The organism is Bacteroidota bacterium, assembly GCA_018816945.1.
Classification (GTDB): Bacteria; Bacteroidota; Bacteroidia; order Bacteroidales.
Window position 1 is genome coordinate 94,813 of the sequence record JAHIVC010000087.1, and the last position, 25,361, is coordinate 120,173.

The following is a 25,361-nucleotide window of genomic DNA, read 5'->3' on the forward strand; positions in this document are numbered from 1 at the left end:
TGATTTTTAATAGATTGATTAGGGTAAATAATTGACTAAAAATAAAGATTATTAAGTTGCCTTATGCCCTATTTAACAGATTTTTAACAAATAAATATAGGTATTTAACTACTTGTTAAAAATCTATTTAGAATATTCCTATTAATGATTATTTGTCTTAAGGGAAGTTGATTTTAGGTAACATGCTTTCTTTCCAAGCTATAATGCTGAAATTGATTTTCTGCAACAATAGCTTGAATCCGAACAATCGTCTCATAAATATCGATAAATGAATTATAAAGCGGAGCAATGCCTAAACGGATATTATTGGGTGGTCGAAAATCAGGGATAATAGATTTTGAACTATCATTGGGCGCAATCATCGCCTGGCTAATTCGATAAGCTTCCGGATGTTGAATAGAAACATGCGAACCTCTAATGTCTGATTTTAAAGGAGATGCAATTATAAAGCCCAAGGGAGATAATAAATCATGAATCATTTCGATCATAAAAGTGCTTTGCCTGATGCTTTTATCCCTGATTTTATCCATACCGGCTTCAAGTGCAATATCCAAACCTGGTTCAATTGCAGCAAGTGAAATTACTGAGGGTGTACCGGTTGCGAATTTCTCGATGCTGTTACTGGCTGCATAGTTATTCGAAAACTTGAATGGTTCGGAATGACTAAACCAGGCCCATATAGGATTTGTCATTTTTTCTTGTAACGCTTTTCGAACGTATAGAAAAGCAGGTGCTCCAGGTCCACCATTCAAATATTTATAAGTACAACCTACGGCCATATCTGCACCACTTCCGTTAAGATTGATGGGTACAGCCCCAACTGAATGACTTAAGTCCCATACTATCAAGGCCTTATTAAGATGAGCCAATTCAGTAATCCGTTTCATGTCGTACATGAATGAACTTTTAAAGGCAACATGGCTCAAACTGACCAAAGCTGTATGTTTATCCAATAGCTTAGATATCATACTTTCAGATACTTGGATACCATCTTCACTTTCAACCAACTCAAGTTTAAGGGTCTTAAATTGCTGATTAATCAATCCCTGAATTATGTATAAATCAGTTGGGAAATTTAATGAATCAGAAATTATTTTGGTTTTGGTTTTGTCTAAACTAAGTGCTGAATGTGCTAGTTTATAGAGGTTTAATGAAGTTGTATCACCAACAAAAACTTCATCTTCTTCTGCGCCAATCAGCTTTGCTATCTTTGAAGAAAGCCTTTTTGGCAGCCCAATCCAGTTTTCATTCCAACTGTTGATCAATTTATCTCCCCATTGCTTTTCAACGACCTCATTTATGAGTTCTTTTGTTTGCTTAGGAAGTCTGCCCAATGAATTTCCATCGAGATAGATAACTTGATCATTATCAATGTAAAATCTATTCCTAAACGGCAAAAGTGGATCACAATTGTCGAGTTCTGTTGCTTTCTTTAAAAAATTATTCATGTATGGTAATTCGGTCTAGGTTACATTACAAATATCAAAAGAAAAATTCAATTAACCGATCTAAATCAGAAACCAACCCCGATTCGTACTTCAGGGATTAACTTCTGGCCTTTGTAATACTTGCTTACAAAGTCGATCCGCATCATTTTAAATATGTGTTCAAAACCCAGATAGAGCTCTGTATATTCCTTTTTTTCTTCAGTGTACAAGAAATTAATCCCGGCTAAAGCCTGAATTTTAGATCTTCGTAAGAATGGTATTTTATTGATGATCCAACCATTGAAATGGTGCGCATAATTAATGGCTATATAATTACCCTTCGTACTATTTGAATAATAATTTAGGGATTGGTAAAGTATCGATTTATTTTCTGAATTAGAATTACTTCCACCTCCGATAGAAATTTCAGTCGTTCCTTCAACCGGGATAAAGATGGTTCGATTTCCGTTAAAATGTTTATAATCCGTAAAATACATATGAGATGTATTGAAAAACCCTCCTAACTCAACCGTATAATCCGAAACCCCAAAATTTTTCAAGCTTATTTTATCGTTTAACCTGAAATACCATTGGTCAAAATCAGATTCGGAAAAAGAAGTGTTTATTCCTTTCTTGTAAACCATTTTGATTATTGGATATTTACTCCCATAACGCTGTTTATGATCGGGATAGGTAGCAAATTCCTGTCCAAATTTGATAGTAAAATCGATTGTCCAGATAAGTGCCTTATTACTGATAAAGGCAGGGCTATTATCGAGAGGGTCTAAAGGATTATTGGAAGTAAATTCCTTATCCGGAAACTTAAACACTGTAAAATCTGAATTGTTTACAAGCGGTGATCTTTTCGCATATTCGATGGAGCTTGCCACATCCAGGCCATTCATAATTTCCCTGCCAAATGTTAATTTCAGGAATTTTTTCTCAAAATATTTGGCGTAATTTTCTTTTAACAAAACCGTATAGTAGGTATTTATGATAGAACTGATGGGATTACTTTCATTATACTGAAAGCTATTTATACCTCCTTCTAATCGGAGATACTGGCTGTGTATTTGATCAAAAGAATAGGTAATTCGAGGTTGAAAATAAAGATTCCGGTTTGTAAAACTGTATTTCGTGGACAGAATAAATGAGAAATTATTCCTATTATCAAAGTTTTTTGAAAAACGTTGATTTATATCGATATTTAATCCTTCAACCACATTATAATTGAACATAGATTTTAATAAGGGATTCAAAGAATATGAAGTATGTTTGAACTGATTCCGATACGTGTAACCTCCACCCCATAATACATCCTTGATATGAAATATATTATTCTTTTTGTTAACAGAATCCTTATATGCCTGTGATTCTTTCAACTCCAAAATACTATCGCCTTTATGATAATTTTTTATTTCTTCATCGGTGAGAACCGACTGTCTGCTATCTTCCCAATAAACTGAATCTCTTTTGGTACTCTCTTTCGTAAGTTTAAAAACCTCATTATTAAAGAACTTTTCGGGGAAAGTTTTATTGACATCATACTCTGAGAAGAACCCAATAAAGTTTGTATTTGCCTTAAACCCGAATACTTTAAAATACATCACGATATGCAAAGACAATGGCATTCTGATCGAATCATTAACCGGCACATGTACCTGACGAATGTAAATACTATCAGTAAAATCGATTTGCGATTGACGATTTATCATGAGGTCAATACTGTGAATATTCCAGATCTTATCAACGATATAGATAAAACCACTAAAAATATTATCATGCTTGCGCTTCGGGATAACCTGAATTTTATTAATCAAATCCTCATTATCAGTAAAAGTTTCAATGAGTTTGTAATCATAATAAAACATGGCATTATTCGCTATTGGAGAAATAAAGGCACGTTCAGAGATCCCAACATTTATAAGGTTTTTATATAAGTTAAGCATGATCATATCTGCTCTGTTAAAGCTATAGCCTGTCTTTTCACCGGCTACTTTAGAGGCAATCATCTCTTCTTTCATATTATCGGGTTTTTCAAAATGGTACCTACTAACGGATTCAGACAAGTAAACCAATCCCAGATCAGTAGAATCGGGCATTTCACTCTTGGGCACGAAAAAAAAATTTTCCGGTATTTCATCAAGTACGATATTGCTTTTCATGTACATTTTTGCAGAAAATGAATGTACAAGATCCAAATAATATTTACGTTTTTTAATGGTCTCACGAATAATCGGATATGCCGGATCTTCCCGATTTGCAGAAATAACGAATTCACTCAATTGAACATTCTCAACACTAAGGACAACTTTTAATGGTGATGGGTTCTTGCCTATAGGAATTATAATGGTCTGTTTTTTAAACCCGACATACCGAAATACTAAGTTGCAACTCACATTATTATCAATACCCAGGGTAAAATACCCTTCCAGATTTGAGGTTACTCCATGTGTGCTGCCTTCAACATAAATATTGACAAAAGGCAAGGGCTCATTTTCTTGATCCAGCACCTGTCCGGAAATAAATTTAAGATTATTATTTGATGTTTGAGCTGATAATTCAATGTTTTGTATCAATATCAATACTATGAAGGTGAGTGTCTTAAGAAAAAAATGAAATTTTCGCATTTGAGTTTTATTTTGCGTTTAAGATTGATCGTTGAAAAAATAAATATTACCAAGATTATTCTTCCCTGATGCATTCAACAGGGTTTATTCGAGACGACATGTATGCTTTAATTGTTACAATAAACATTACAAAACATGTTAAATTAAGAAATATTAATAGAAATAGCCACCAATTTTCAATTAAATTAATTCGATAAGCAAAATTCTGAAGCCATTTATCCATCTAAAAACACTAAACTGATATGGCTTAATTGTACAATAGTTTAGTTATCAATTATTTCACTAATGTAAGGAAAGATTCGATCAACCCATTGAGCATACATTTTACCTGATGGATGCAAACCATCTGCTGCAACCAGCATTTCATCAGCATAAACATTTCGGGAGATATCGGTAATATCAATAAAAAGTACCTTGTTTTTCAAACACACATCTTCACATATCTGATTGAAATGGTCAATTTCACCGGCAATTTGATCCTTATCTCGCTCCATGGCAAATGGAGTTACTCCCCAATCGGGAATAGAAACTACGAAAACTTTCGTCGGATCGTTCCCTGCAAAAGCAAGGGCCGTATTCAACAGAACCCTAAACTCTTCCTTAAAATTTTCAACTGAACGACCACGATATTGGTTATTTACACCAATAAGAAGGCTTACCAGATCATAGCTTTCAGTAAGAGTAGAATCTTTAATAGCCTTTAATAATTCGTCAGTTGTCCAACCTGTTTTAGCCAATATGTTAACCTCTGCATCAATATTCTTGGCTTTCAAATTATTTACTAATTGAACAGGCCAACGCTCTGATTCCAAAACACTTTCTCCAATTGTGTAACTATCTCCCAAAGCCAGATATTTTATGGGTTCGGATTTCGTGTTTTTTGATTGATGATTTAAATTGCAGGACATAAGGAAAATCAGAGAGAAAATTAAAAATTTATTAGGTTGACTCATTATCTTTATTTTAAAGACTAATTATCTATTTTTCAGCCACTGTCATCACGTAATGTTGAGTACGAAAATACAATGTACTATTTGAAATTGCAGGAGTTGACATACAAATATCCCCCAAAGAATTTTGAGAGATCAACTTATAAACCGGTCCCGCTTCAATAACAAAAACATCTCCTAACTCAGAGGTAAAAAATAATTTTCCGTCAGAAGCGATTCCAGAGGCTGAGATTCCTCCACCTGGTTTCAAAGGCTCTTTGTACATTAATTCACCTGTTCGTGCGTTAAAACAGCTTAAAAGGCCATTATTGACCAAATTATAAAGATAGTCTCCATACACCAGCGGGCTTGTCATGTATGCTCCACCCCTTTTGATGCTCCAAACGATATAATTATTTGTTGTTTCTTCTTCACCCAAAGTGATATCCCCTTTGGCATCAGGATTAATCGCGTATATTGGCGACATTTTTCCATGGGCGCTATTGATAAAAATTAAATTATGTTTGAAAACAGGTGTAGGAACCGGTGCATCGCCACCTCCCTGCATCCGCCAAATTTCTTTACCCGTTTCAAAATTATAAGCTCCGATATGCTTATACCCATTCACAATAATATGGGCTTTTCCTTCAACTTCAATGATTGTTGGCGAGCTCCAGGTTGAAATTTCATCCCGCATTATCCTCCAAACCTCTTTGCCCGTGTCAACTTCGAAGGAAGCTAAAAACGATTCACCCAAGAAATCACATTGAACAATTACCCGTCCATTATAAATTATTGGCGAGCTGGCAAATCCCCATTCTACATCCGGATCGGTGTAAGGACCTGCATTTAACTTCCCTAAATCTTTTGACCATATAAGATTACCCCTAAAATCATAGCAATACAAACCATCTGAACCAAAAAAGGCAACTAAATATTTTCCATTTGTAGCCGGAGTTGGATTAGCATGTGAGGCTTTGGGATGTCGTTTTGTTCTTGGAACTCCTTCATGAGCAAGACGATCCCAAATAATTTTGCCGCTATTTTTATCCAGGCAATAAACCCTGAATTGATGAATCGTACTATCTTCGAGTGGGTCAATATCCCCGTACAATCCAACTTTTAAAAACTCATTTTCATTACCACTAATGGCAGTGGTTACAAACAGAAAGTCATCCCAAATGATAGGGCATGAATGGCCCAGTCCGGGGATTGAAGTTTTCCATTTTATGTTTTCATTCTCATTTCCATTCCATCTTAAAGGAAGATTAGCATCATCAAAAATCCCGCTTGCATTTAAACCTCTGAATGATGGCCATTGTTTATCAATCGATACCTGACCATAAAGTGTTTGGGAGAGAAAAAAGACAAATACTATGGATGCTGAAAAACGAAATCTGAACATAAAACAAATTTTAGGTGCTACTTCTGAGCAATTTTTACCATATGATGTTGGGTACGAATATAAATTCCATCCTTTACTATTGCAGGGGTTGCCATACAAATCTCTCCCATCGGGTTTTTAGCCAAAATTTCAAATACGGGGCCAGCTTTAACTACAAACACATCACCTAATTCGGAAGTAAAAAACAACCTCCCATCTGAGGCAACTCCTGAAGCAGAGACTCCTCCTCCAGGCTTTAAAGGCTCTTTATAAATCATTTCTCCTGTAAAAGCGTCGTAACAACTTAGAAGTCCATTATTTAAAATATTATAAATATAATTCCCATAAGCAAGATTGGTCGTCATATACGCTCCTCCTTTTAATATACTCCAAATTATGAACTCATTACTTGTTTCCCCATCATTTAAAGTGATATTACCTTTTGCTTCTGGTCGGATGGCATAAATGGGTGACATAGGACCATGCGCGCTATTAATATAAATTAAACCATTTCTGAAAATAGGAGTCGGAACAGGATTATCTCCACCTCCATGCATCCACCAAATTTCTTTTCCTGTTAGAAAATCATAAGATCCAATATGGTTATACCCATTCACAATAATTTGTGGTTTTCCATTGACCTCAATTACAGTTGGGGAACACCAAGTAGAAAATTCTTCGCGGGGCATTCTCCAAATTTCTTCACCAGTTTCAATATTGAATGTTGCTAAAAATGAATCTCCCGAATGATCACATTGAACAACAACCGTATTATCATAAATTACTGGAGAACTTGCAAAACCCCAATCCAGACTGATATCTCTTATTGGCCCAGTTTGCAACTTCCCTAGATCTTTGTTCCAAATCAAATCACCATCCATGTTATAACAAAACAATCCTTCTGAAGCAAAAAAAGCAACCAAATATTTCCCATTAGTTACCGGGGTGCAGTTCGCTTGAGTGGCTTTGGTATGGCGTTTTGTTTTTGGCACCCCTTCATGTGCAATTCGATCCCAAAGAATATCTCCACTGTTTTTATCAAGGCAATAAACCTTAAACTGATGGCTGGTAGTATCCTGAGCAGAATCACCATCACCGTAAAGTCCAACTTTCAAAATTTCCATTTCACTACTACTAATAGCTGTGGTAATAAAAATTTTATCATTCCAAATTATTGGGCTTGAATGAGCTAAGCCTGGAATCGGAGTTTTCCAGGCTACATTTTCGTTTTCTTCTACATTCCAAACAGATGGAATATTAGAATTATCCATTACACCGCTGGCCTGATATCCTCTAAAACTTGGCCATTGGTTCATAAGGCTTAAACTTTCTTTCTTAATTTCTGATTTACAGGCAATCAACGATACAAACATTAAAGCTAATAGAAGACGTGATTTTAACATAATTCAAGTTTTAATTAAATATTTTATTTGGATATTTTTACGATATGATGTTGGGTGCGGATATATATCCCATCCTTTGCAATTGCAGGGCTGGCCATACAAATTTCTCCCATTGGGTTTTTTGAAAGGATTTCAAATACAGGACCCGCTTTTACGACAAAAATATCGCCAGCTTCAGAAGCAAAATACAATTTACCATCTGAAGCTACGCCTGAAGCTGAAATACCTCCATTAGGTTTTAATGGTTCTTTATAGATTAAGTCACCAGTAAGTGCATTATAACAGCTCAAAAGTCCATTACCAGCGAGATTATATAGATAATCACCATATACCAAGGGCGTTTGCATATAAGAACCCCCACGACCGATACTCCATTTGATAAAATCATTGGATGTGTTATCTGCCAACAATGAAATATCACCTGTTGATTCCGGCGAAATTGCATAAATGGGCGACATCTTACCATGAGCACTATTGATAAAGATCATATCATGAGCTATAACAGGGGTAGGTACAGGAATGTCGCCTCCACCTTTCATCCACCAAATTTTTTCACCCGTTTTAAAATCATAGCCTCCAATATGCTTAAACCCATTTAATACAATTTGGGTTTTGTTTTTATCGGCATAAATTGCCGGAGTTCCCCATGTTGGATAATCATCTCTATCGGTTCTCCAGATTTCTTCTCCTGTTTTTACATCAAACGATGCCAAAAAACATCTTTCGTACACATCGCATTGAACTACCACTCTATTTTTATAAATGATAGGAGAACTAGCAAAACCCCATTGTGCAGAAGGCAATGCAAAAAAATTAGCATCTAAAACCCCTAAATCTTTCTTCCATAAAAGTTCTCCTTCCAAATCATAGCAAAATAATCCTTCCGACCCGAAAAAAACAACCAAATGTTTTCCATCTGTTGCCGGAGTTGGATTTGCATGGGATGATTTAGTATGCCTTTTTACCTTTGGAACTTCTTTATGAGCCAGCCTCTCCCAAATAATATTCCCACTATTCTTATCCAGACAATAAACTTTAAACTCATGAATACTGCTATCCATAACAGGTGCAATATCACCGTACAATCCAACTCTTAAATATTCTTCCGAATTTTCACTAATGGCTGTTGTAATAAAAACTTTATCTCCCCAAATAATTGGCGATGAATGACCCAAACCGGGTATTGGGGTTTTCCATGCAATATTTATGTTTTCTTCTAAATTCCATTCAAGAGGAATGTTCGAATTGTCAAAAATTCCGCTCGCATACTGACCTCTAAACGATGGCCAATTTTGACTAAAAGCAACAGAATTTTGACTATGACTATATACAGAAAAAAGTAAAATTGTAAGAATAAATGTGATTGGTTTTTTCATTGTTTTTTTATTTGAGCTTGCTTCAAAGATAGAAATAAATTCGATCTACCGAAATCACATTTTTAGAAAAAATGTCGTCAGGATTTGATAAAATAGCACCAAAAAATTGTCAGGAAATAAACAATCATTTTTATAGCAATTTGAATTGGCTAACAGAAGAATTTTACCTAAAAAGCATAAAAAAACACGACTGCCAAATTGACAATCGTGCTTATTAATTAATTTATAACCAGTTTTTTATTAAGATTATCTAATTGTTTGCTTCAGTAAAAAACTAACATCGCTATTTTTCCGGATTTCCTGTGGCTCTTGTCCGAATTTAAATAGTCGCATCCCGTACCTTCCAACCAAATTTAACTTATCCCCTTCTAATAATAACAAACAAGCTTCCCTCAAACCAACAACATTAATATCTCTGTTCACGACCATAAATTCTTCGATTCTTTGCTCACGGGTTTCACCTCCGTGACCCTCAGGATTGACATCCAAATAATGTGGGTTTATTTGAAACGGAATCAAGTTTAAGCAATTAAAACTTTCCGGCTCGACGATGGGCATATCATTGGTTGTTTTAAGAAAAGGACAGCATACATTTGATCCGGCACTCCATCCCATAAAATGAACTCCTTTATTCACTTGTTCACGAATCGCATCCATGATTTTTGTTTTATGCATCATGTAAACCAGATGAAAAGTATTACCTCCTCCTACTGCAATTGCTTCAGCAGCTTTCACCGCTTTTATCGGATCAACTTCTTTATGAATTGAATAAATTTCATATCCAAGCTTTTGATATACTGCATTTACTTTCTCTTCGTAAAGATCAAATGATTTCTCCAAACTTTCTTTTGATAACCCAACTCCGGCATAAGGAATAAACAAGATGCGTTTAACTCCTGTATTTTGAAGAAAACTCTTTATGTGTTCCTGCGGCCAGCCTAAATAGGCCTCTCCATAATTCGTTGAATTACTGATCAATAATAATCTCTTTTTCATTTTATGTTTCTGTTTTATGAATATATTAGTGATGTAAAGATAAAAAACATCTTGTTTTTAGCATAAAAATCATTAGATCGAAAAAGAAAAACAAAATAGAAATGCTAACGGTGCTCGGATTTAAACCTTAAGAAATGAATTGATACACGAAACCTTTTCTCCTATTTCGCCATCTGGGCTTTACAAATGATAATTTTTGAATAACTATTTTTGAACGATTATTTTTCAATGTTTATTTTTTATTAAAGATGTTTAAAAAATTAAAATAATCATTAACCATTCAAAAGTGCCCAGAACAAGACTCGAACTTGCACGGATTTGCATCCACTGGTCCCTGAAACCAGCGCGTCTACCAATTTCGCCATCTGGGCTTTACAAATGATAATTTTTGAATGACTATTCTCGAATGATTATTCAAAAGTGCCCAGAACAAGACTCGAACTTGCATGACCTAATGGTCACCAGCCCCTCAAGCTGGCGTGTCTACCAATTTCACCACCTGGGCAATCAATTTGCAAAATTAACATTATTTGCCAAATTTACATTGCTAAGCCGAAATTAATTCAAGAATTAATTTCGGCTTAAGATTATAAAAATTAGTCTTATTTTTATGCCTTATTACATCAACCTAACCCAACATTATGCTCAAAAACAACGACATTGAATTTATAAAGGCAAAAGGTATAAGCGAAGCACAATTAGAAACCCATATACTGAATTTTAAAAGCGGGTTTCCTTATTCTAATTTAAAATCTGCTGCCACTGCAGGGAATGGGATTATCAAATTTGGTAATATTGAGATCAAAGAGCTAGTTAAATATTTCAATTCGGAATCACTGGGTCGGGAGATCATTAAATTTGTTCCGGCTTCGGGTGCTGCAAGTCGAATGTTCAAGCATTTATTTGAATTCAGGGATAATCCAGACACTAAACAATTGAATGATGATGGGTTTAACTCAGTTGGCTACTTTTTTAAGCATTTAACTGAATTTGCATTTTATGACGATTTATCCGAAATCTTTGAATCCGAGGGTTTTAATCTTTCAGTATCTATCCAGAATAAAGAATATAATAAAATCATTGACCTATTACTTAATGCTGAAGGACTTCAATATGCATCCCTGCCCAAAGGTTTATTGAAATTTCATAACTACAACGATGGTGCCCGGCTGGCAATTGAAGAGCATCTGGTTGAAGGAGCTGTATATTGTAAGAATGATGACAATAAAGTGAAAATTCATTTTACGGTATCACCCGAACATCAGGAGAAATCTGAAGTTGCAATTGAAAAAATAAAAAGAAAGCATGAAATAGCATTCGACATTCAATTTGAGATCAGTTTCTCCATTCAAAAACCCTCGACTGATATGATTGCAGTTGATATGCAAAACGAACCTCTTCGTGATGCAAACGGCGACTTGGTTTTTAGGCCGGGAGGGCACGGAGCTCTTATCGAAAACCTGAATGACATTGATGGAGATATTATTTTTATTAAAAATATTGATAATATCGTACCCGACAGATTAAGAGAAACAACTTATATATACAAAAAGGTGATTGCCGCGCATCTGATTAAATTACAAGTGCAAACTTTCGAATATCTTACCAATCTTAAGAATAAAGCAATCCCTGATAAATTATTAAGCGAAATTGAAGCATTTGCCAAGAACAAATTATTTATCGATTTAAGTGATAAGTCAATAAATATAGATCGTGCCGAATATTTGTTCAATAAAATGAATCGCCCCCTAAGGGTATGCGGAATGGTAATAAACGAAGGAGAACCCGGAGGAGGTCCATTTTGGGTTTTTGATCAAAATGGCAATCAATCACTTCAAATTGTCGAAAACTCACAAATCGACCTGAAAAACCAAAATCAGAAAAAGATAGTGGGTGATGCAACTCACTTCAATCCCGTCGATTTAGTTTGTGGTGTTCGCGATTATCAAGGAAATAAATTCAACCTAAAGAATTATGTAGATCATCAAACCGGATTTATCTCCATTAAATCACAAAATGGAAAAGAGCTTAAAGCTCAGGAATTACCCGGATTGTGGAATGGTGCCATGGCCAATTGGATCACCATTTTTGTTGAATGCCCTATTCTCACTTTTAATCCTGTTAAAATCATTAATGATTTATTGAGGGAACAACACCAGTAAGGAGTTAGGAGTGATGAGTGATGAGTGATGAGTGATGAATTGAGAATCTGAATGAATCAGTTCTTGATTTTAAGATTTGAATCTAGATGACAAAAAACTATTACTAGTAAGTCTCGCATCATACTTCAAATTACTTTCTTATCAAATAAGTTGAAGACACTGCAACAATTGCGGATACAAAAAATGTAAGAATACGAGATGTAATAATTTCATCCATCCCGCTACTTATCCAAATGATAGTAAAAACCATCCCAACGATGATCGTCAACAATGCTGCTTTGCCATGGTATCTTTTCCAAAATAAACTAAGCAGGATTACTACTGAAAAGGTCCCTCCTATTCCTGCCCAAACATAACTAACCAAAGTAAAAATAAGTCTGGAAGGAGAAATATAGGATAAACCAAGTGCCACAACAATTAATAAAGTTGTGATCAATCTAGATTGGAATAAGGATGTTTCAGCATTCCTTAAACCAACTTTTGACAGTGGTTTGATCAAGTTTTCAGATAATTCAGTTGAAGATAAAATAATGATTGAATTTGCGGTTGAAGTCATTGCAGCAATAGCTCCCATAATCAATATGGCAGCAATAGCAGGGGGAAAAATATGTAAAAGAACAGCCGGCATAACAAATTCCTGATCTTCAAGGCCATTAGGGCCAAAAATAGCTAAGCCTATCCAGCCTAAACTTAAGGCCCCAACATATGCAATTATTGTCCAGATTATTCCAATATTTCGAGCCTGTTTGGCATTTTTAACATCTTTGATGGCCATAAATCGCATACTTAGCTGTGGTTGGCCTCCTAAATAACCAAAAAACCAGGAAAATCCTCCGGCAATTACTATCCCTGCAACAAAACCGCCAACTCCACCTGTTAATGATGTATAGGTTGGTCCTGCCGAAATGAGTGCTTCTGAAATTGAATGTGCAAATAAATCCGGATGTCCTGAAATATAAATTATACCAACGATTGGACCTACAATTAAAGTAATAATCATAACCATGGCTTGCACAACATCGGTGTATACCACACTTCTGAAACCACCATAAATAGTGTAAGGAATTATGATAGCTGAGGTTATGAAAATACCCCAGTTTGTATTAATGTTAAACATCGTGTGCAAAGTTTTAGCTCCACCTAAAAACTGAGCACCGACATAAAAGAAAAAAAAGAAAACGATGGTTGAACTACCAACGATTTTTAGCCATTTTGCTTGTTCTCCATGTCGCTTTGCAATAAATTCGGTAAAGGAGTTCACCTTGTATTTTTCGGCCGCATCTCTTAATCGCCAAGCAATGGCAACCCAAGCGGTAATTATTCCAGCAACGCAACCAATTGCTGTCCAGATTTCAGTTAACCCAGTTGCATAAGCGGCTCCGGGAAGTCCCAACAAAGCCCAGGATGATTCACCTGTAGCCCTTTCAGATAAAGCTGCAGCCCATCCGGGCAATTTTCTATCAGCAATTGCATAGTCTGATGCTGATTTAACTTTTCTCCCATGATAAATTCCAAAAACGATTAGCAATGCCATATAAATGATCATTACCAATAATAATTGTGTTTGGTATTCCATTTTTAGAATGATTATTTTATATTGTTCATTGATTATTCAATACCAACACCTAAAAGTTAAAGACTTACAGCTAACAGCAATTTTCCTAAGGTGCTAATCTTTTAATTGACCACAAATTATTTTCTAAAATATAAACGATTCTGTCGTGCAAACGATTAGGTCTCCCTTGCCAGAACTCAAAAGTATCCGGTTTTAAGATGTACCCACCCCAATGTTCAGGTCGTTTTAAACTCTTACCCATTGTTTCTGCTTTTATTCGCTCAAATGACTTTTCGAGTATTGAACGATCCTCAACAGCTTGACTTTGTTGAGAAGAAATGGCTGCAATTTGGCTATCATATGGCCTCCCGTTAAAGTACTCGTCTGAAATTTCAGGGTTTGTTCTACTGATCTTACCTTCAATTCGAATTTGTCTTTCTTGTTCTTTCCAGTAAAACAATAAACTGGCAAATGCATTACCTATTAATTCCTTACCCTTTCTGCTTTTATAATTAGTAAAAAAGGTAAGTCCGTTGTCGTTTGCATCTTTTAATAAAACCATTCTGGATGAAGGTCGTCCATTCTTAGAAACCGTTGAAAGTACCATTGCTGTTGCATCATCCTCAATTAAATTAATCGCTGAGCCCAGCCATACCCTAAATTCATTCAGGGGATTTTGATCCATCAAATGTTCATCAAGGCTGGATTTTTCATATTCCCTTCTGATTCCATGCAATCTGTTTACTTCTTCCATATCTTCGTATGCCTTTATAATCAACAATTTTACGATTTAGGTGAATCTAATCGCACCAATAAACATATAAATTTGCTAACTTGGCGTTCAAATTTAAGAAAATTAATATGATAAAATTCCGACTACTTTCTACCAAAGTAAGAACTCGCCCTACAATAATGGGAAAACTACTTATTTTTTTCGTCTTAATTATTATCATCTTTTTTATTTTCAAAGGATTAAACAAATTCCTGAGTATTACAGAACCCGTTCAAAGCAAAGTATTGGCAGTCGAAGGATTTCTCCCTGATTATACGCTTAAGGATTTGATGATTGAATTTTATCAAGGTGATTATGAGATCATGATCATCATCGGAAAACCAATTGGTCAGGGTAATTATATCATCGGATACATGACCTCTGCCGATTTAATGAAAACATCGTTGATGAAAATGGGAATGGATACTTCGAAAATTATTAATATTTCCATCCCTGAAACGGTTTTTCGCGACCGGACTTACAATACCGGATTATTACTTTGGGATTGGCTGCAAAAAAACAAATATGAAACAAAAACTGTAAATGTGTTCACCCTTGGCTGTCATGCCAGACGGTCACTATTATTATTTGAACAAGCCTTAGGATCTGATTACGAAGTTGGCATTATCGCCGGAAACGATAAGAATTATGATAGAAAGAAATGGTGGAAATCAAGTGAGGGGTTTAGAACCGTGCTCAATGAGGCACTCGCATATTTCTATGCGAAATTTTTGTTTAATCCCGACAAAGAAATTGCACTATCTGACCTTAAAGCCGGATTTTTTATTGATGAAATACAATACCAAAGAAATGCCAAGGACATTGAATTTACTAAGAAAGAATCAAGCCCGATGACAGAGGAGCAATTAAAAACCTTTGTGATGCTTAATTATTTTGAAATTAATCCGACATTCAAAGTTAAAGGACTCTTTGTAAAAGATACAATCTTCCGAACTTTTGAAATGAAAACATCAACCGATCGCTTGCCTCTGTATTCAACTTACGGTAAAATTCATTTTAAAATCGATACTGTTGAATGTGTGTTAAGTGCTTATCAAAATGTAGAACTGACAAAGCGTCCCGGATATGAAGATTATTTATTCATTCCATTCCGAGATTTAACCAGTGGAGAAGAAACATATGGTGCCAGCAGGTATCTTGACTTTCGGTATCATGGTGAGGATACGGTATACATCGATTTTAATCTGGCATATAACCCTCTATGTGCATACAACCATAAGTATTCATGCCCGATACCACCATACGAAAATCATTTAAATGTAAGAATAACTGCAGGCGAATTGAAATATAATGATCATTAAATTATGAAACGAGTGCCAACATTCTGGACAAGTTCTATTTGGCGAATGAAAACAATTTACAAACAGATGAAAAAAATAAAAATCACCGTTTTATATGCAGAAGATGATCCTATTTTAAGGGAAAAATTCAAGAAAATTCTGTCACGGAAATTTGAAACACTTTTAGTTGCCGAAAACGGGCGTGAAGGTTACGATTTGTATATTGAACATAAGCCGGACCTGATCCTATCTGACATCAAAATGCCTGAAATGGATGGTTTGGAAATGATTGAAAAAATTAAAAAAACAGATAAATCGGCCAAGGCAATCGTGATGTCGGCTTTTAGTAAACCACATTATTTTTTACGTGCCATTACCATTGGGGTTCAGAGTTATCTGATCAAACCGGTTGATACAAAACGTCTTTTTAGTGCCATCGATGAGCTTGCCGAACGCATTATGCTTGAGCGAAATATCAAGTATGAAGAATACAGGCGGGTAAAACTTGAAGACATGATCAGGGAAAGCAAATCGGTGCAGGAAGCCGTAAATTTTGCCACTGAAGAATTTCTTCGTTTTGATTTTAGTGAAGAAACTTTTAAAAAAGTACTTAAGAATTTGGGGCGGGCAACAGGTGCAAGCAGGGTTTATATATTTGAGAATGCTATCATTGACAAAACTTTAGTTAGCAGCCATAAACTAGAATGGACCAACAAAAACATCAAATCTCAAATTGATAATCCGGATTTACAATTTTTTAATTTTGCAAAATCAGGATTTAAACGTTGGGTCGATATCTTAAAAAACGACAAACCACTCCATGGTTTGGTAAAGAACTTCCCTGAAAAAGAGAGGATAATTCTATCTCAGCAAAACATACTTTCCATCGCTGTTTTACCAATCTTTATTCACAATAAATGGTGGGGTTTTATTGGATTTGATGAATGCACGCGTGAGCGAGAATGGAATGATACTGAGCTAAAAATATTCTCCATTACTGCCGATATTATTGGTGCTGCCATCCATCGCAATCAGATTGAGCAAGAATTATTGATGCTGAACAATGAATTGGAAACACGTGTAGATAAAAGGACAAGGGCACTTCAAAAACAAGTAAACGATCGTAAACTTGCCGAAATACTCCTACGCGAAAGTGAGGAAAAATATCGTCAAATATTTGAAAATGCGAATGATGGAATTCTGCTGACGGTGGATGGAGTAATCAGATTTGTTAATCCCAAATTATGTGAAATTACAGGTTTCCTGCCAAAGGAAGCCATCGAACGACCATTCACCGACTTTGTACATCCCGATTATCGCGACGTTGTTTACGATAACCATGTTGGTAGGTTAAAGGGAATGGAGATTCAGGAAAGATATGATATCAAGGTATTCACAAAGAGTGGTGAGGAAAAATGGTTTGAGATTAAGTCGGCATTACTAACCTGGGAACAAAAACCTGCGGTTCTGACTTTTATCAGTGATGTTACCGAAAGAAAGAGAACTGAAGATGAACTGAGCGAACTAAACCTGAATCTTGAAAAGAGAGTTAAAGAAGAATTAAAAAAAACAGAAGAACAGCAACAACTTCTAATTCAAAAATCAAAGCTTGAGTCACTCGGTGAGCTTGCTGCAGGGATTGCCCACGAAATTAACCAACCATTAGGTGGAATTTCGATGGCAATGGACAATATCCTGATTAAACTTAACGATGGTGAAGTTTCAAAAGATTACCTGCAACAAAAAATCAGACAATCATTTGAAGATATTGAACGCATCAAAACGATTATTGACCATATCCGAACATTCTCCAGAGGACAACAACAAACCGAATTTACAAAAGTGGACATAAATGTGGTTATTCGAAATGCATTATCAATTATTAACAACTTATATTCGAACCATCAGATCAACTTCGTTCTCGATTTGGTAGAAACAGATAATTTCGTTTTTGGGAATCAGTACCGGCTAGAGCAAGTTCTATTAAATCTTTTATCTAATGCAAAGCATGCAGTTGATGAGAAAAAAGAGAAACAAGGATCTGATTCTTCATTTAACAAGAGAATTAGCATAAACAGTGCCAGTCGGGATAAAAACTTAGTAATCGTTATTGAAGATAACGGGATTGGAATTGCCAGTGAACATATAAATAAAATATTTGATCCCTTTTATACTACCAAGGAATTTGACAGAGGAACAGGGCTTGGCCTATCCATCTCGTATGGATTAATCAAAGAAATGAAGGGCGACATCAAGGTTGAGAGTGAGCAAGATAAATATACCATTATGACAATCACATTGCCAAAATATAAATCATGAACGAGCTTAAAATATTAGTACTTGATGACGAAAAAAGAGTAAGAGAAGAAATTGAGGAATTTCTGGTAGGGAATCACTATAAGGTTTATAAAGCCGCCTCACCTTCTGAAGCTTTTACAGTTCTGAAAAAAAACAAAATCGATATTGGAATTATTGATATCAAATTGCCTGAAATGGACGGAATAACGGTGATGAAAAAAATAAAAGAACAGGATCCAACCATTGAAATCATTATGATTTCGGGTCATGGCGATATGAACAGTGTTATTGATGCCATGCGCTCAGGTGCGGCTGATTATTTCCCAAAACCTTTTCGTTTGCTGGAAATAAACAATGCCATTGAACGGACCAAACGATTTCGAGATTTAAACCTTAAACTTCAGGAAGTTGAAGCAAGTAATACGCTGTTATCAAAAGAATTACATGATAATATTGGTCAGCGTTTAATCGGAGATAGCAGTGCCCTAAAGAAAGTGATCGACCTAATGAGCAAAGTATCAAAAAGCGATACAACCTCAGTTTTGATTACAGGAGAAAGTGGAACGGGTAAAGAGCTGATTGCAAGAGGCATTCACTATTTAAGTAACCGAAAAAACAAGTCATTTCACTCGGTAAATTGCTCCGCCATTCCTGAAAGTTTATTTGAAAGTGAATTTTTCGGGCACAAAAAAGGATCGTTTACAGGTGCTGATAGTGACAAACAGGGCTGGTTCGAAATTGCAGATAAAGGAACCCTGTTTTTAGATGAAATCAGCGATATGCCTTTAAATCAGCAGGCAAAGCTCTTGCGTGTGCTAGAAGAACGAAAAGTAAGCAAGGTAGGTTCATATCAATTAATCCCGGTTGATGTAAGAGTAATCGCTGCCTCAAATCGTGATCTCGAAAAGATGAGCGAAGACAATAAATTCCGTTTTGACCTCTACCATCGTTTAAGCTCGTTTGTTGTTCATATTCCGCCCTTGCGTGAGCGCAAGGAAGATATAAAAGTACTTTTAAACTTTTTCATAAAGGAATATTCCAGAAAGATGGCAAAATCCATTAAAACGGTAGATCCGGTTATTTTTAATGACTTACTTGATTATTCTTTCCCCGGGAATGTGCGCGAACTAAAGAATATGGTAGAGCGCGCGATGATCGTTTGTGATGAAGATCATTTAAGTATTAATCATTTTCTGTTTAATCGCGATAAAATAACTAAGAATCCAGATCCGCAAAATGAAATGCTCGATATTGAGTTAATCGAAAAGGAACTCATAATCAAAGCACTTGAGCGATCAGGCTATAACAAATCAAAAGCTGCAACCTTATTGAATATTTCATGGCAATCACTTGATCGGCGTCTTAAAAAGTATGGGATTTCTGATCAATCCTGATCGTCTTTCGGTTTGCCTTTGACACGTCCTAATAAGCTTTCAAGATCAGCTTCAAATTTCTTGTTTAAATCAATTTGATGGGCCAGTTTTAGATTAGCCATTCCTAAAGCTTCTTCAAATTCGTCCCGTTCTGCTATTAATTTAGCCATTTCTTCACTGAGTTCTTCTACTTCTTTACGAATATCAGCTATTTCATTTGAGTTATCTGTCGGGGCGATATCAGGCTGGCTTACCTGCTCAGTTTTTAAAATATCATATGCTTTTTTTATTGAAAGTGCACTATTCTCGAGCAATTCCATTTCACCTGCATATTCCTCAATCTGATCCTTCAATAAATCCGTTTCCTTTTTATGGGCTTCTTTAAGCTTTAATATGCCGTCCATATAATTATCCGAATCGGAAGATAATTTTTTGTGTTTGGTAACAATGAATATCAAGCTAATTAAAACTCCCACAAAAAGTAAACCCATCATAATGGCAATAATCAATAAGGTATTTTTATATTTTTCTGTCTGTATAAGCAAGGTATTGACTCTGGCATTATCAGTGATTAGCTCATCCCTTAACTTTGAAAGTTCTTGAATACGTGAATGCAAAATTGATTCACTAGGTGAAACAATAGCCATGGAATCAAGCATTGTGTTATCAAAAAATACCACTGCTTCAAGTTTCTTCGACAAATCAACCATATTAATCCAGGTTCTTGAGCTCATTGTGTCTTTAAAGTTGACATACTCCTGATATAGGCTATCTCTTTGTAATTTCAGTTCATCTTTTTGGGCAAAACCAGAGATCATCATAAAAACAAAAACAAAACTTATTATCCGCGTTCTCATCATTTTTTGGTTCTTCATGGTTGGATTATGGCAACTTTTTAATTGAATTCATTAGATATAAATCCAATAGACAAATTTAAACATTAAATAACACCTTCAAAGTTTTAATTGTAAAGAATTAGAATCTGAATAAAATAGGGAAAGGCTTTATGGGGAATGGCCTAAATAAAAAAACCACCCGAAGGTGGTTTTTAATTATTTTTTAATCATATCAACAATGGCTTTAAAAGCCTCCGGATTGTTCATAGCCAAATCGGCAAGAACTTTTCTGCTGAGTTCGATATTATTTTCATGTAATTTTCCCATGAATACTGAATAACTCATATCGTACAATCGCACGGCTGCGTTAATCCTCTGAATCCATAATCCACGGAAAGTTCGTTTTTTGTTTCGTCGGTCCCTGAAAGCATACTGCTGTCCTTTTTCGTAAGCATTCTTCGCAACGGTCCAGACGTTTTTTCGGCGACCAAATTGACCTTTGGTCTCCTTCATTACTTTTTTTCTTCGTGCCCTCGAGGCAACTGAATTTACTGATCTTGGCATTTTTCTTGATTTTTTACGTTAGCGCCCCTAAATCGAGATCTTACAAGCTAACAGTAAGTTATACACTAATTTTACTTTTGAATCATGAGTCTTACATTTTTCTCATCTGCAGGGTCAACGATTGCAACATGCGTTAAATTACGTTTTTGCTTTGTTGATTTTTTAGTCAGAATGTGACTTTTGTAAGCATGCTTCCTTTTAATTTTCCCCGATCCAGTAACGGTAAACCGTTTTTTAGCACTGGATTTCGTCTTCATTTTTGGCATTACTTCTCTTTTTTTATTAGTTATTAATTGATAAGCCTTAATGGCTTATTTTTTTGGGCTTATGATCATAATCATTCGCTTTCCTTCTAATTTTGGAAGTTGCTCAACTTTACCATAATCAATTAGTTCCTGAGCAAATCTGAGCAATATGATTTCACCTTTTTCTTTGTAAACTATGCTTCTGCCTTTAAAAAAGACATCAACTTTTACTTTTGCATTGTCTTGTAAAAAATTGATCGCATGCTTTAACTTGAAATTAAAATCATGTTCATCAATATTAGGACCAAGACGAATTTCTTTTACAATAACTTTTGCAGTTTTAGCCTTAATTTCTTTTTGTTTCTTTTTTTGTTCATAAAGAAACTTCTTATAATCGATCACTTTACAAACCGGTGGATTTGCAGTGGGTGAGATTTCTACTAAATCAAGACCAAGTTGATTAGCGATTTCAAGCGCCTCACGAATTTGATAAATCCCTACAGTAACATTTTCACCAACTACCCTGATTACAGGCGAGGTAATGTATTCATTTATTCGATGGGGATCCTCTTTTCTTTTTATTGCTCGGCGAGGTCCTCCTCCTTTGAAATTTAAACTTTTAGCTATTGTTTTGTTCTCCTATCTTTAATTAAACTTATGAAATACCCTTAACGATTAATTTTTCGTCATTTCAGCTACTTCTTTATTTACCAATTCTGCAAATTTTTCAATACTCATCGTTCCCAAATCGCCGGCACCGTGTTTACGTACCGATACAGTTCCATCTTCTTCTTCCTTTTCTCCTACAATCAACATGTATGGAATCTTACTCATTTCTGCGTCGCGAATCTTTCTCCCAGTTTTCTCGTTCCTTTCGTCAACGAGGGCGCGAAGGTCGCAATTATTTAGCAAATTTAAAACTTTTTTTGCATAATTATGATATTTTTCACTGATTGGCAGTATAATAGCTTGTTCCGGTGTGAGCCACAGTGGGAAGTTCCCTGCACAATGCTCAATCAGCACAGCAACAAAACGTTCCATAGAACCAAATGGTGCACGGTGAATCATTACCGGACGATGTTTTTCATTATCGCTGCCTACATATTCAAGCTCAAAGCGTTCGGGTAAATTATAATCAACCTGAATAGTTCCTAACTGCCATTTACGACCGATCGCATCTTTAACCATAAAATCCATCTTAGGACCATAAAAAGCAGCTTCGCCAAGCGCTATATAATATTCGAGGCCTTCTTCCTGAGCAACTTCTAAAATAGCCCTTTCCGATTTTTCCCAGTTTTCATCCGAACCAATATATTTTTCTTTGTTTTCGGGATCCCTGAAAGAAATCTGAGTGGTAAATTCTTTAAAATCCAGCGCTTTAAAGATATGCATTACGATGCTGATAACCCCTTTAAACTCATCTTTCAGCTGATCAGGTGTACAGAAAATATGTGCATCATCCTGTGTAAATCCCCTTACACGGGTTAATCCATGAAGTTCTCCACTTTGTTCATAGCGATAAACCGTACCAAATTCGGCATATCGAACGGGTAAATCTTTGTACGATCGTGGTTTTACTTTGTAAATTTCGCAATGGTGAGGGCAATTCATTGGCTTTAAGAAGAATTCCTCACCTTCATTCGGCGTTTTGATAGGACGGAAAGAAGCTTCTCCATATTTTTGGTAATGACCGGATGTTTTATATAGTTCTACATTACCGATATGTGGACAGATTACAGGTTCGTATCCCGCTTTACGCTGTACCTTTTTTAAAAACCTCTCCAGTTGTTCACGAAGAATCGCACCCTTAGGGAGCCAAAGCGGTAATCCCATCCCGACGTTTGCCGAAAATGCAAACAATTCAAGTTCCTTACCCAGCTTTCGATGATCGCGTTTTTTGGCTTCTTCGAGCAATTCTAAGTACTCAGTCAAATCTTTTTGTTTAGGAAAGGTGATCCCGTACAAACGGGTCAACTGTTTTCTTTTCTCATCGCCTCTCCAGTAAGCTCCTGCGACTTTTAAAACTTTTGCGGCTTTGATGAACGAAGTGTTTGGAATATGTGGGCCGCGGCAAAGGTCAGTAAAACTTCCTGACTCATAAAAAGTTATTTCACCATCTTCCAATCCTTCAATAAGTTCTAATTTATACTCATCTCCCTTTTTAGTAAAAAATTTATTTGCCTCTGCTTTTGAAACTTCTTTTCTGGTAAAGACTTGCTTTTCTCTGGCAAGCTCGAGCATTTTATCTTCTATTTTTTTAAAATCAGCATCACTGATTACCTGATCGCCTAAATCAATATCATAATAAAAGCCACTTTCAATATCGGGACCAATTCCGAATTTAGCACCCGGATATAGATTTTCAACTGCCTCTGCCATTAAATGTGCTGATGAATGCCACATGGCCGCTTTACCTTGAGTATCGTTCCAGGTAAAGAGTTTTAGGTTAACATCTTTATGGATGGGTCTGGTTGCATCCCAAATCTCATCATTAACCTGAGCGGCCAGCACGTTTCGGGCTAAACCTTCGCTTATGCTCATTGCAATATCCAAGGCTGTAGAACCAGCTTCAACTTCTCTAACTGACTGATCGGGTAACGTAATCTTTATCATATTGTAATTCCTTAAAAATGGGTGCAAAGTTAAGCATTTAATCTAAATAGTTAAAAAATAAATTAGTCGCAGACTCCGATTATTAGCGCAAAAGAACATGGTTTTTTATACTTTTGTTTCTTTGTAAATGAAACCAATGAAGATGGATAAAACAAACTATAAACTAAGATCAATATTAAGCAATGAAATTTTTGAGGACAGTGGCTGGTTATTGGATGCACCAAATCAGGAAGGTCCGGGTCTGATCCGTGCTGAATATGAACAAAAACAACTTCATTTAAAAGATGAAAACTTGGGCATTTACAAATTTTCCGACTGGCTACCCATTTGTAAAACACTTAACGGATCGTCGGCACCAATCACTTATAAAAGCGAAGGCTTAGCCAAAGAACTTGGGCTAAGCAATTTATACATCACATTTAGTGGATACTGGCCCGAAAAAGGCGCATACATGAAGACTTGCTCATTCAAGGAGACTGAAGCATATACCGTTTGTGCCAGAATGAATCCGCATAAAGATAAGGTATTGGTAGTGGCTTCTGCTGGGAATACGGCCCGTGCCTTTGCACAAGTATGTTCCGACAATAAAATCCCATTATTGCTTTGTGTACCTGAAGATAACCTGAACGCCTTATGGTTTGATGCACCTTTAAACAATTGTGTTAAGCTGATCTCATCCCGCGCCGGAAGTGATTATTTTGACGCCATTCATCTTTCAAATATTGCAGCCGGAATGGATGAATATTATCCGGAAGGTGGCGCAAAAAATGTTGCACGACGTGATGGCATGGGAACCACAACCTTATCTGCTACAACTTTTATCGGCCGTATTCCTGATTATTATTTTCAGGCCATTGGCAGCGGAACAGGTGCCATTGCTGCATGGGAAGCCAATTTACGACTCATTGAAGACGGTCGGTTCGGCAATCATAAAATGAAATTGATGGTTTCACAAAATTTACCCTTTACCCCCATTCATGATGCCTGGAAGGCAGATTCAAGATCAATGCTGCCATTGGATGATGATTTGGCCCGAAAACAGGTAGAAGAAATCGAAGCCAAGGTTTTATCAAACCGTAAGCCTCCCTACCCCATTATTGGTGGGTTGTACGATGCAATGAAAGATGCAGGGGGCGATATTCTTTTGGCAACGAATGAGGAGGGCAGAAATGCCGCCAAGCTTTTTCAGGAGCTTGAAGGAAACGATATTCATCCGGCTGCAGCAATAGCAGTGGCGACATTGATCAATTCTACGAAAAATAATGAAATAGAAAAAGATGCAGTTATAATGTTAAACATTACCGGTGGCGGGGAAGAACTATTTAAGGCGGAAAGGGATTTATTTTACCTGAAACCTATTTTAGTATTTGATATCAATCCTGATGAGCTTTCAGTTAAAAAAGCATTGGAAGGATTGTTTTATTTGAAGTAATACAATGGTAATACAATGGTAATACAATGGTAATACAATGGTAATACAATGGTAATACAATGGTA

At 35.9% G+C, this 25,361-nt stretch carries 19 protein-coding genes and 2 tRNA genes; 5 read left to right on the forward strand and 16 right to left on the reverse strand.

Features of this window, described 5'->3' with window-relative positions; genetic code table 11:
- Nucleotides 1-173: 173 nt before the first annotated feature.
- The 9 genes from kynU to KKG99_13310 all read right to left on the reverse strand — a co-directional run bounded on the left by kynU (nucleotide 174) and on the right by KKG99_13310 (nucleotide 10,650).
- Nucleotides 174-1,448 carry a kynureninase gene (gene kynU / locus KKG99_13270; protein ID MBU1013966.1) on the reverse strand — a complete coding sequence of 425 codons (1,275 nt, stop codon included), beginning with the start codon at nucleotides 1,446-1,448 and terminating at the stop codon, nucleotides 174-176.
- Between the two features lie 65 nt (nucleotides 1,449-1,513).
- Nucleotides 1,514-4,057: a DUF5686 and carboxypeptidase regulatory-like domain-containing protein gene (locus tag KKG99_13275; protein ID MBU1013967.1), complete on the reverse strand. Its 2,544-nt coding sequence runs from the start codon at nucleotides 4,055-4,057 to the stop codon at nucleotides 1,514-1,516.
- A 263-nt stretch (nucleotides 4,058-4,320) separates the two neighbouring features.
- Nucleotides 4,321-4,965, reverse strand: coding sequence for an SGNH/GDSL hydrolase family protein (locus KKG99_13280; GenBank protein MBU1013968.1), 645 nt, complete (start codon nucleotides 4,963-4,965; stop codon nucleotides 4,321-4,323).
- 70 nt (nucleotides 4,966-5,035) lie between these two features.
- Entirely contained in the window at nucleotides 5,036-6,391 is a 1,356-nt protein-coding gene (locus KKG99_13285) for a PQQ-binding-like beta-propeller repeat protein (GenBank protein ID MBU1013969.1), read from the reverse strand.
- Nucleotides 6,392-6,408: 17 nt separating this feature from the next.
- Nucleotides 6,409-7,773 carry a PQQ-binding-like beta-propeller repeat protein gene (locus KKG99_13290; protein MBU1013970.1) on the reverse strand — a complete coding sequence of 455 codons (1,365 nt, stop codon included), beginning with the start codon at nucleotides 7,771-7,773 and terminating at the stop codon, nucleotides 6,409-6,411.
- A 23-nt stretch (nucleotides 7,774-7,796) separates the two neighbouring features.
- Complete coding sequence (locus KKG99_13295) at nucleotides 7,797-9,149, reverse strand: PQQ-like beta-propeller repeat protein (GenBank protein MBU1013971.1); 1,353 nt, start codon at nucleotides 9,147-9,149, stop codon at nucleotides 7,797-7,799.
- Between the two features lie 246 nt (nucleotides 9,150-9,395).
- Complete coding sequence (gene pepE, locus KKG99_13300; GenBank protein ID MBU1013972.1) at nucleotides 9,396-10,145, reverse strand: dipeptidase PepE; 750 nt, start codon at nucleotides 10,143-10,145, stop codon at nucleotides 9,396-9,398.
- A gap of 287 nt (nucleotides 10,146-10,432) precedes the next feature.
- Nucleotides 10,433-10,516 (reverse strand) — tRNA-Leu (locus KKG99_13305).
- A 50-nt stretch (nucleotides 10,517-10,566) separates the two neighbouring features.
- A tRNA-Leu gene (locus tag KKG99_13310) sits at nucleotides 10,567-10,650 on the reverse strand.
- 136 nt (nucleotides 10,651-10,786) lie between these two features.
- On the opposite strand from KKG99_13310, the gene KKG99_13315 reads away from it, so the two are divergent.
- The gene (locus KKG99_13315; protein ID MBU1013973.1) at nucleotides 10,787-12,307 is read left to right on the forward strand and encodes a DUF4301 family protein; all 1,521 of its coding nucleotides are present in this window, start codon (nucleotides 10,787-10,789) and stop codon (nucleotides 12,305-12,307) included.
- Between the two features lie 130 nt (nucleotides 12,308-12,437).
- Here the strand turns inward: KKG99_13315 and KKG99_13320 are convergent, their stop codons facing one another.
- Together KKG99_13320 and pdxH are read right to left on the reverse strand one after the other, a co-directional pair.
- A complete protein-coding gene (locus tag KKG99_13320) occupies nucleotides 12,438-13,883 on the reverse strand; it encodes a sodium/proline symporter (protein ID MBU1013974.1) in 1,446 nt (481 codons plus the stop codon).
- An 85-nt stretch (nucleotides 13,884-13,968) separates the two neighbouring features.
- A complete protein-coding gene (gene pdxH, locus KKG99_13325; protein MBU1013975.1) occupies nucleotides 13,969-14,616 on the reverse strand; it encodes a pyridoxamine 5'-phosphate oxidase in 648 nt (215 codons plus the stop codon).
- A gap of 869 nt (nucleotides 14,617-15,485) precedes the next feature.
- On the opposite strand from pdxH, the gene KKG99_13330 reads away from it, so the two are divergent.
- From KKG99_13330 to KKG99_13340, 3 genes are read left to right on the forward strand one after another with little or no spacing between them, the layout of a single operon-like run.
- Entirely contained in the window at nucleotides 15,486-15,956 is a 471-nt protein-coding gene (locus KKG99_13330) for a DUF1684 domain-containing protein (GenBank protein ID MBU1013976.1), read from the forward strand.
- A 3-nt stretch (nucleotides 15,957-15,959) separates the two neighbouring features.
- Complete coding sequence (locus KKG99_13335; protein MBU1013977.1) at nucleotides 15,960-18,254, forward strand: PAS domain S-box protein; 2,295 nt, start codon at nucleotides 15,960-15,962, stop codon at nucleotides 18,252-18,254.
- Nucleotides 18,251-19,627 carry a sigma-54 dependent transcriptional regulator gene (locus KKG99_13340; GenBank protein MBU1013978.1) on the forward strand — a complete coding sequence of 459 codons (1,377 nt, stop codon included), beginning with the start codon at nucleotides 18,251-18,253 and terminating at the stop codon, nucleotides 19,625-19,627. Before KKG99_13335 ends, KKG99_13340 begins: the two co-directional genes overlap by 4 nt.
- Here KKG99_13340 and KKG99_13345 read toward each other — a convergent pair.
- The 5 genes from KKG99_13345 to thrS form a co-directional block, all read right to left on the reverse strand.
- A complete protein-coding gene (locus KKG99_13345; protein ID MBU1013979.1) occupies nucleotides 19,618-20,481 on the reverse strand; it encodes a hypothetical protein in 864 nt (287 codons plus the stop codon). The genes KKG99_13340 and KKG99_13345 overlap by 10 nt on opposite strands.
- A gap of 177 nt (nucleotides 20,482-20,658) precedes the next feature.
- Nucleotides 20,659-21,006: a 50S ribosomal protein L20 gene (gene rplT, locus KKG99_13350; GenBank protein MBU1013980.1), complete on the reverse strand. Its 348-nt coding sequence runs from the start codon at nucleotides 21,004-21,006 to the stop codon at nucleotides 20,659-20,661.
- Between the two features lie 71 nt (nucleotides 21,007-21,077).
- Entirely contained in the window at nucleotides 21,078-21,272 is a 195-nt protein-coding gene (gene rpmI, locus KKG99_13355; protein MBU1013981.1) for a 50S ribosomal protein L35, read from the reverse strand.
- A gap of 45 nt (nucleotides 21,273-21,317) precedes the next feature.
- The gene (infC, locus tag KKG99_13360; protein MBU1013982.1) at nucleotides 21,318-21,878 is read right to left on the reverse strand and encodes a translation initiation factor IF-3; all 561 of its coding nucleotides are present in this window, start codon (nucleotides 21,876-21,878) and stop codon (nucleotides 21,318-21,320) included.
- 48 nt (nucleotides 21,879-21,926) lie between these two features.
- Nucleotides 21,927-23,864, reverse strand: coding sequence for a threonine--tRNA ligase (thrS, locus tag KKG99_13365; protein MBU1013983.1), 1,938 nt, complete (start codon nucleotides 23,862-23,864; stop codon nucleotides 21,927-21,929).
- A gap of 136 nt (nucleotides 23,865-24,000) precedes the next feature.
- On the opposite strand from thrS, the gene KKG99_13370 reads away from it, so the two are divergent.
- Entirely contained in the window at nucleotides 24,001-25,296 is a 1,296-nt protein-coding gene (locus tag KKG99_13370; protein ID MBU1013984.1) for a cysteate synthase, read from the forward strand.
- Nucleotides 25,297-25,361 lie beyond the last annotated feature (65 nt).

What these genes read in the sequence shown, in the direction of transcription:
- kynU (MBU1013966.1), bottom strand. Translation starts at nt 1,448, where the DNA reads ATGAATAATTTTTTAAAGAAAGCAACAGAACTCGACAATTGTGATCCA.
- KKG99_13275 (MBU1013967.1), bottom strand. Translation starts at nt 4,057, where the DNA reads ATGCGAAAATTTCATTTTTTTCTTAAGACACTCACCTTCATAGTATTG.
- KKG99_13280 (MBU1013968.1), bottom strand. Translation starts at nt 4,965, where the DNA reads ATGTCCTGCAATTTAAATCATCAATCAAAAAACACGAAATCCGAACCC.
- KKG99_13285 (MBU1013969.1), bottom strand. Translation starts at nt 6,391, where the DNA reads ATGTTCAGATTTCGTTTTTCAGCATCCATAGTATTTGTCTTTTTTCTC.
- KKG99_13290 (MBU1013970.1), bottom strand. Translation starts at nt 7,773, where the DNA reads ATGTTAAAATCACGTCTTCTATTAGCTTTAATGTTTGTATCGTTGATT.
- KKG99_13295 (MBU1013971.1), bottom strand. Translation starts at nt 9,149, where the DNA reads ATGAAAAAACCAATCACATTTATTCTTACAATTTTACTTTTTTCTGTA.
- pepE (MBU1013972.1), bottom strand. Translation starts at nt 10,145, where the DNA reads ATGAAAAAGAGATTATTATTGATCAGTAATTCAACGAATTATGGAGAG.
- KKG99_13315 (MBU1013973.1), top strand. Translation starts at nt 10,787, where the DNA reads ATGCTCAAAAACAACGACATTGAATTTATAAAGGCAAAAGGTATAAGC.
- KKG99_13320 (MBU1013974.1), bottom strand. Translation starts at nt 13,883, where the DNA reads ATGGAATACCAAACACAATTATTATTGGTAATGATCATTTATATGGCA.
- pdxH (MBU1013975.1), bottom strand. Translation starts at nt 14,616, where the DNA reads ATGGAAGAAGTAAACAGATTGCATGGAATCAGAAGGGAATATGAAAAA.
- KKG99_13330 (MBU1013976.1), top strand. Translation starts at nt 15,486, where the DNA reads ATGACAGAGGAGCAATTAAAAACCTTTGTGATGCTTAATTATTTTGAA.
- KKG99_13335 (MBU1013977.1), top strand. Translation starts at nt 15,960, where the DNA reads ATGAAACGAGTGCCAACATTCTGGACAAGTTCTATTTGGCGAATGAAA.
- KKG99_13340 (MBU1013978.1), top strand. Translation starts at nt 18,251, where the DNA reads ATGAACGAGCTTAAAATATTAGTACTTGATGACGAAAAAAGAGTAAGA.
- KKG99_13345 (MBU1013979.1), bottom strand. Translation starts at nt 20,481, where the DNA reads ATGAAGAACCAAAAAATGATGAGAACGCGGATAATAAGTTTTGTTTTT.
- rplT (MBU1013980.1), bottom strand. Translation starts at nt 21,006, where the DNA reads ATGCCAAGATCAGTAAATTCAGTTGCCTCGAGGGCACGAAGAAAAAAA.
- rpmI (MBU1013981.1), bottom strand. Translation starts at nt 21,272, where the DNA reads ATGCCAAAAATGAAGACGAAATCCAGTGCTAAAAAACGGTTTACCGTT.
- thrS (MBU1013983.1), bottom strand. Translation starts at nt 23,864, where the DNA reads ATGATAAAGATTACGTTACCCGATCAGTCAGTTAGAGAAGTTGAAGCT.
- KKG99_13370 (MBU1013984.1), top strand. Translation starts at nt 24,001, where the DNA reads ATGAAGATGGATAAAACAAACTATAAACTAAGATCAATATTAAGCAAT.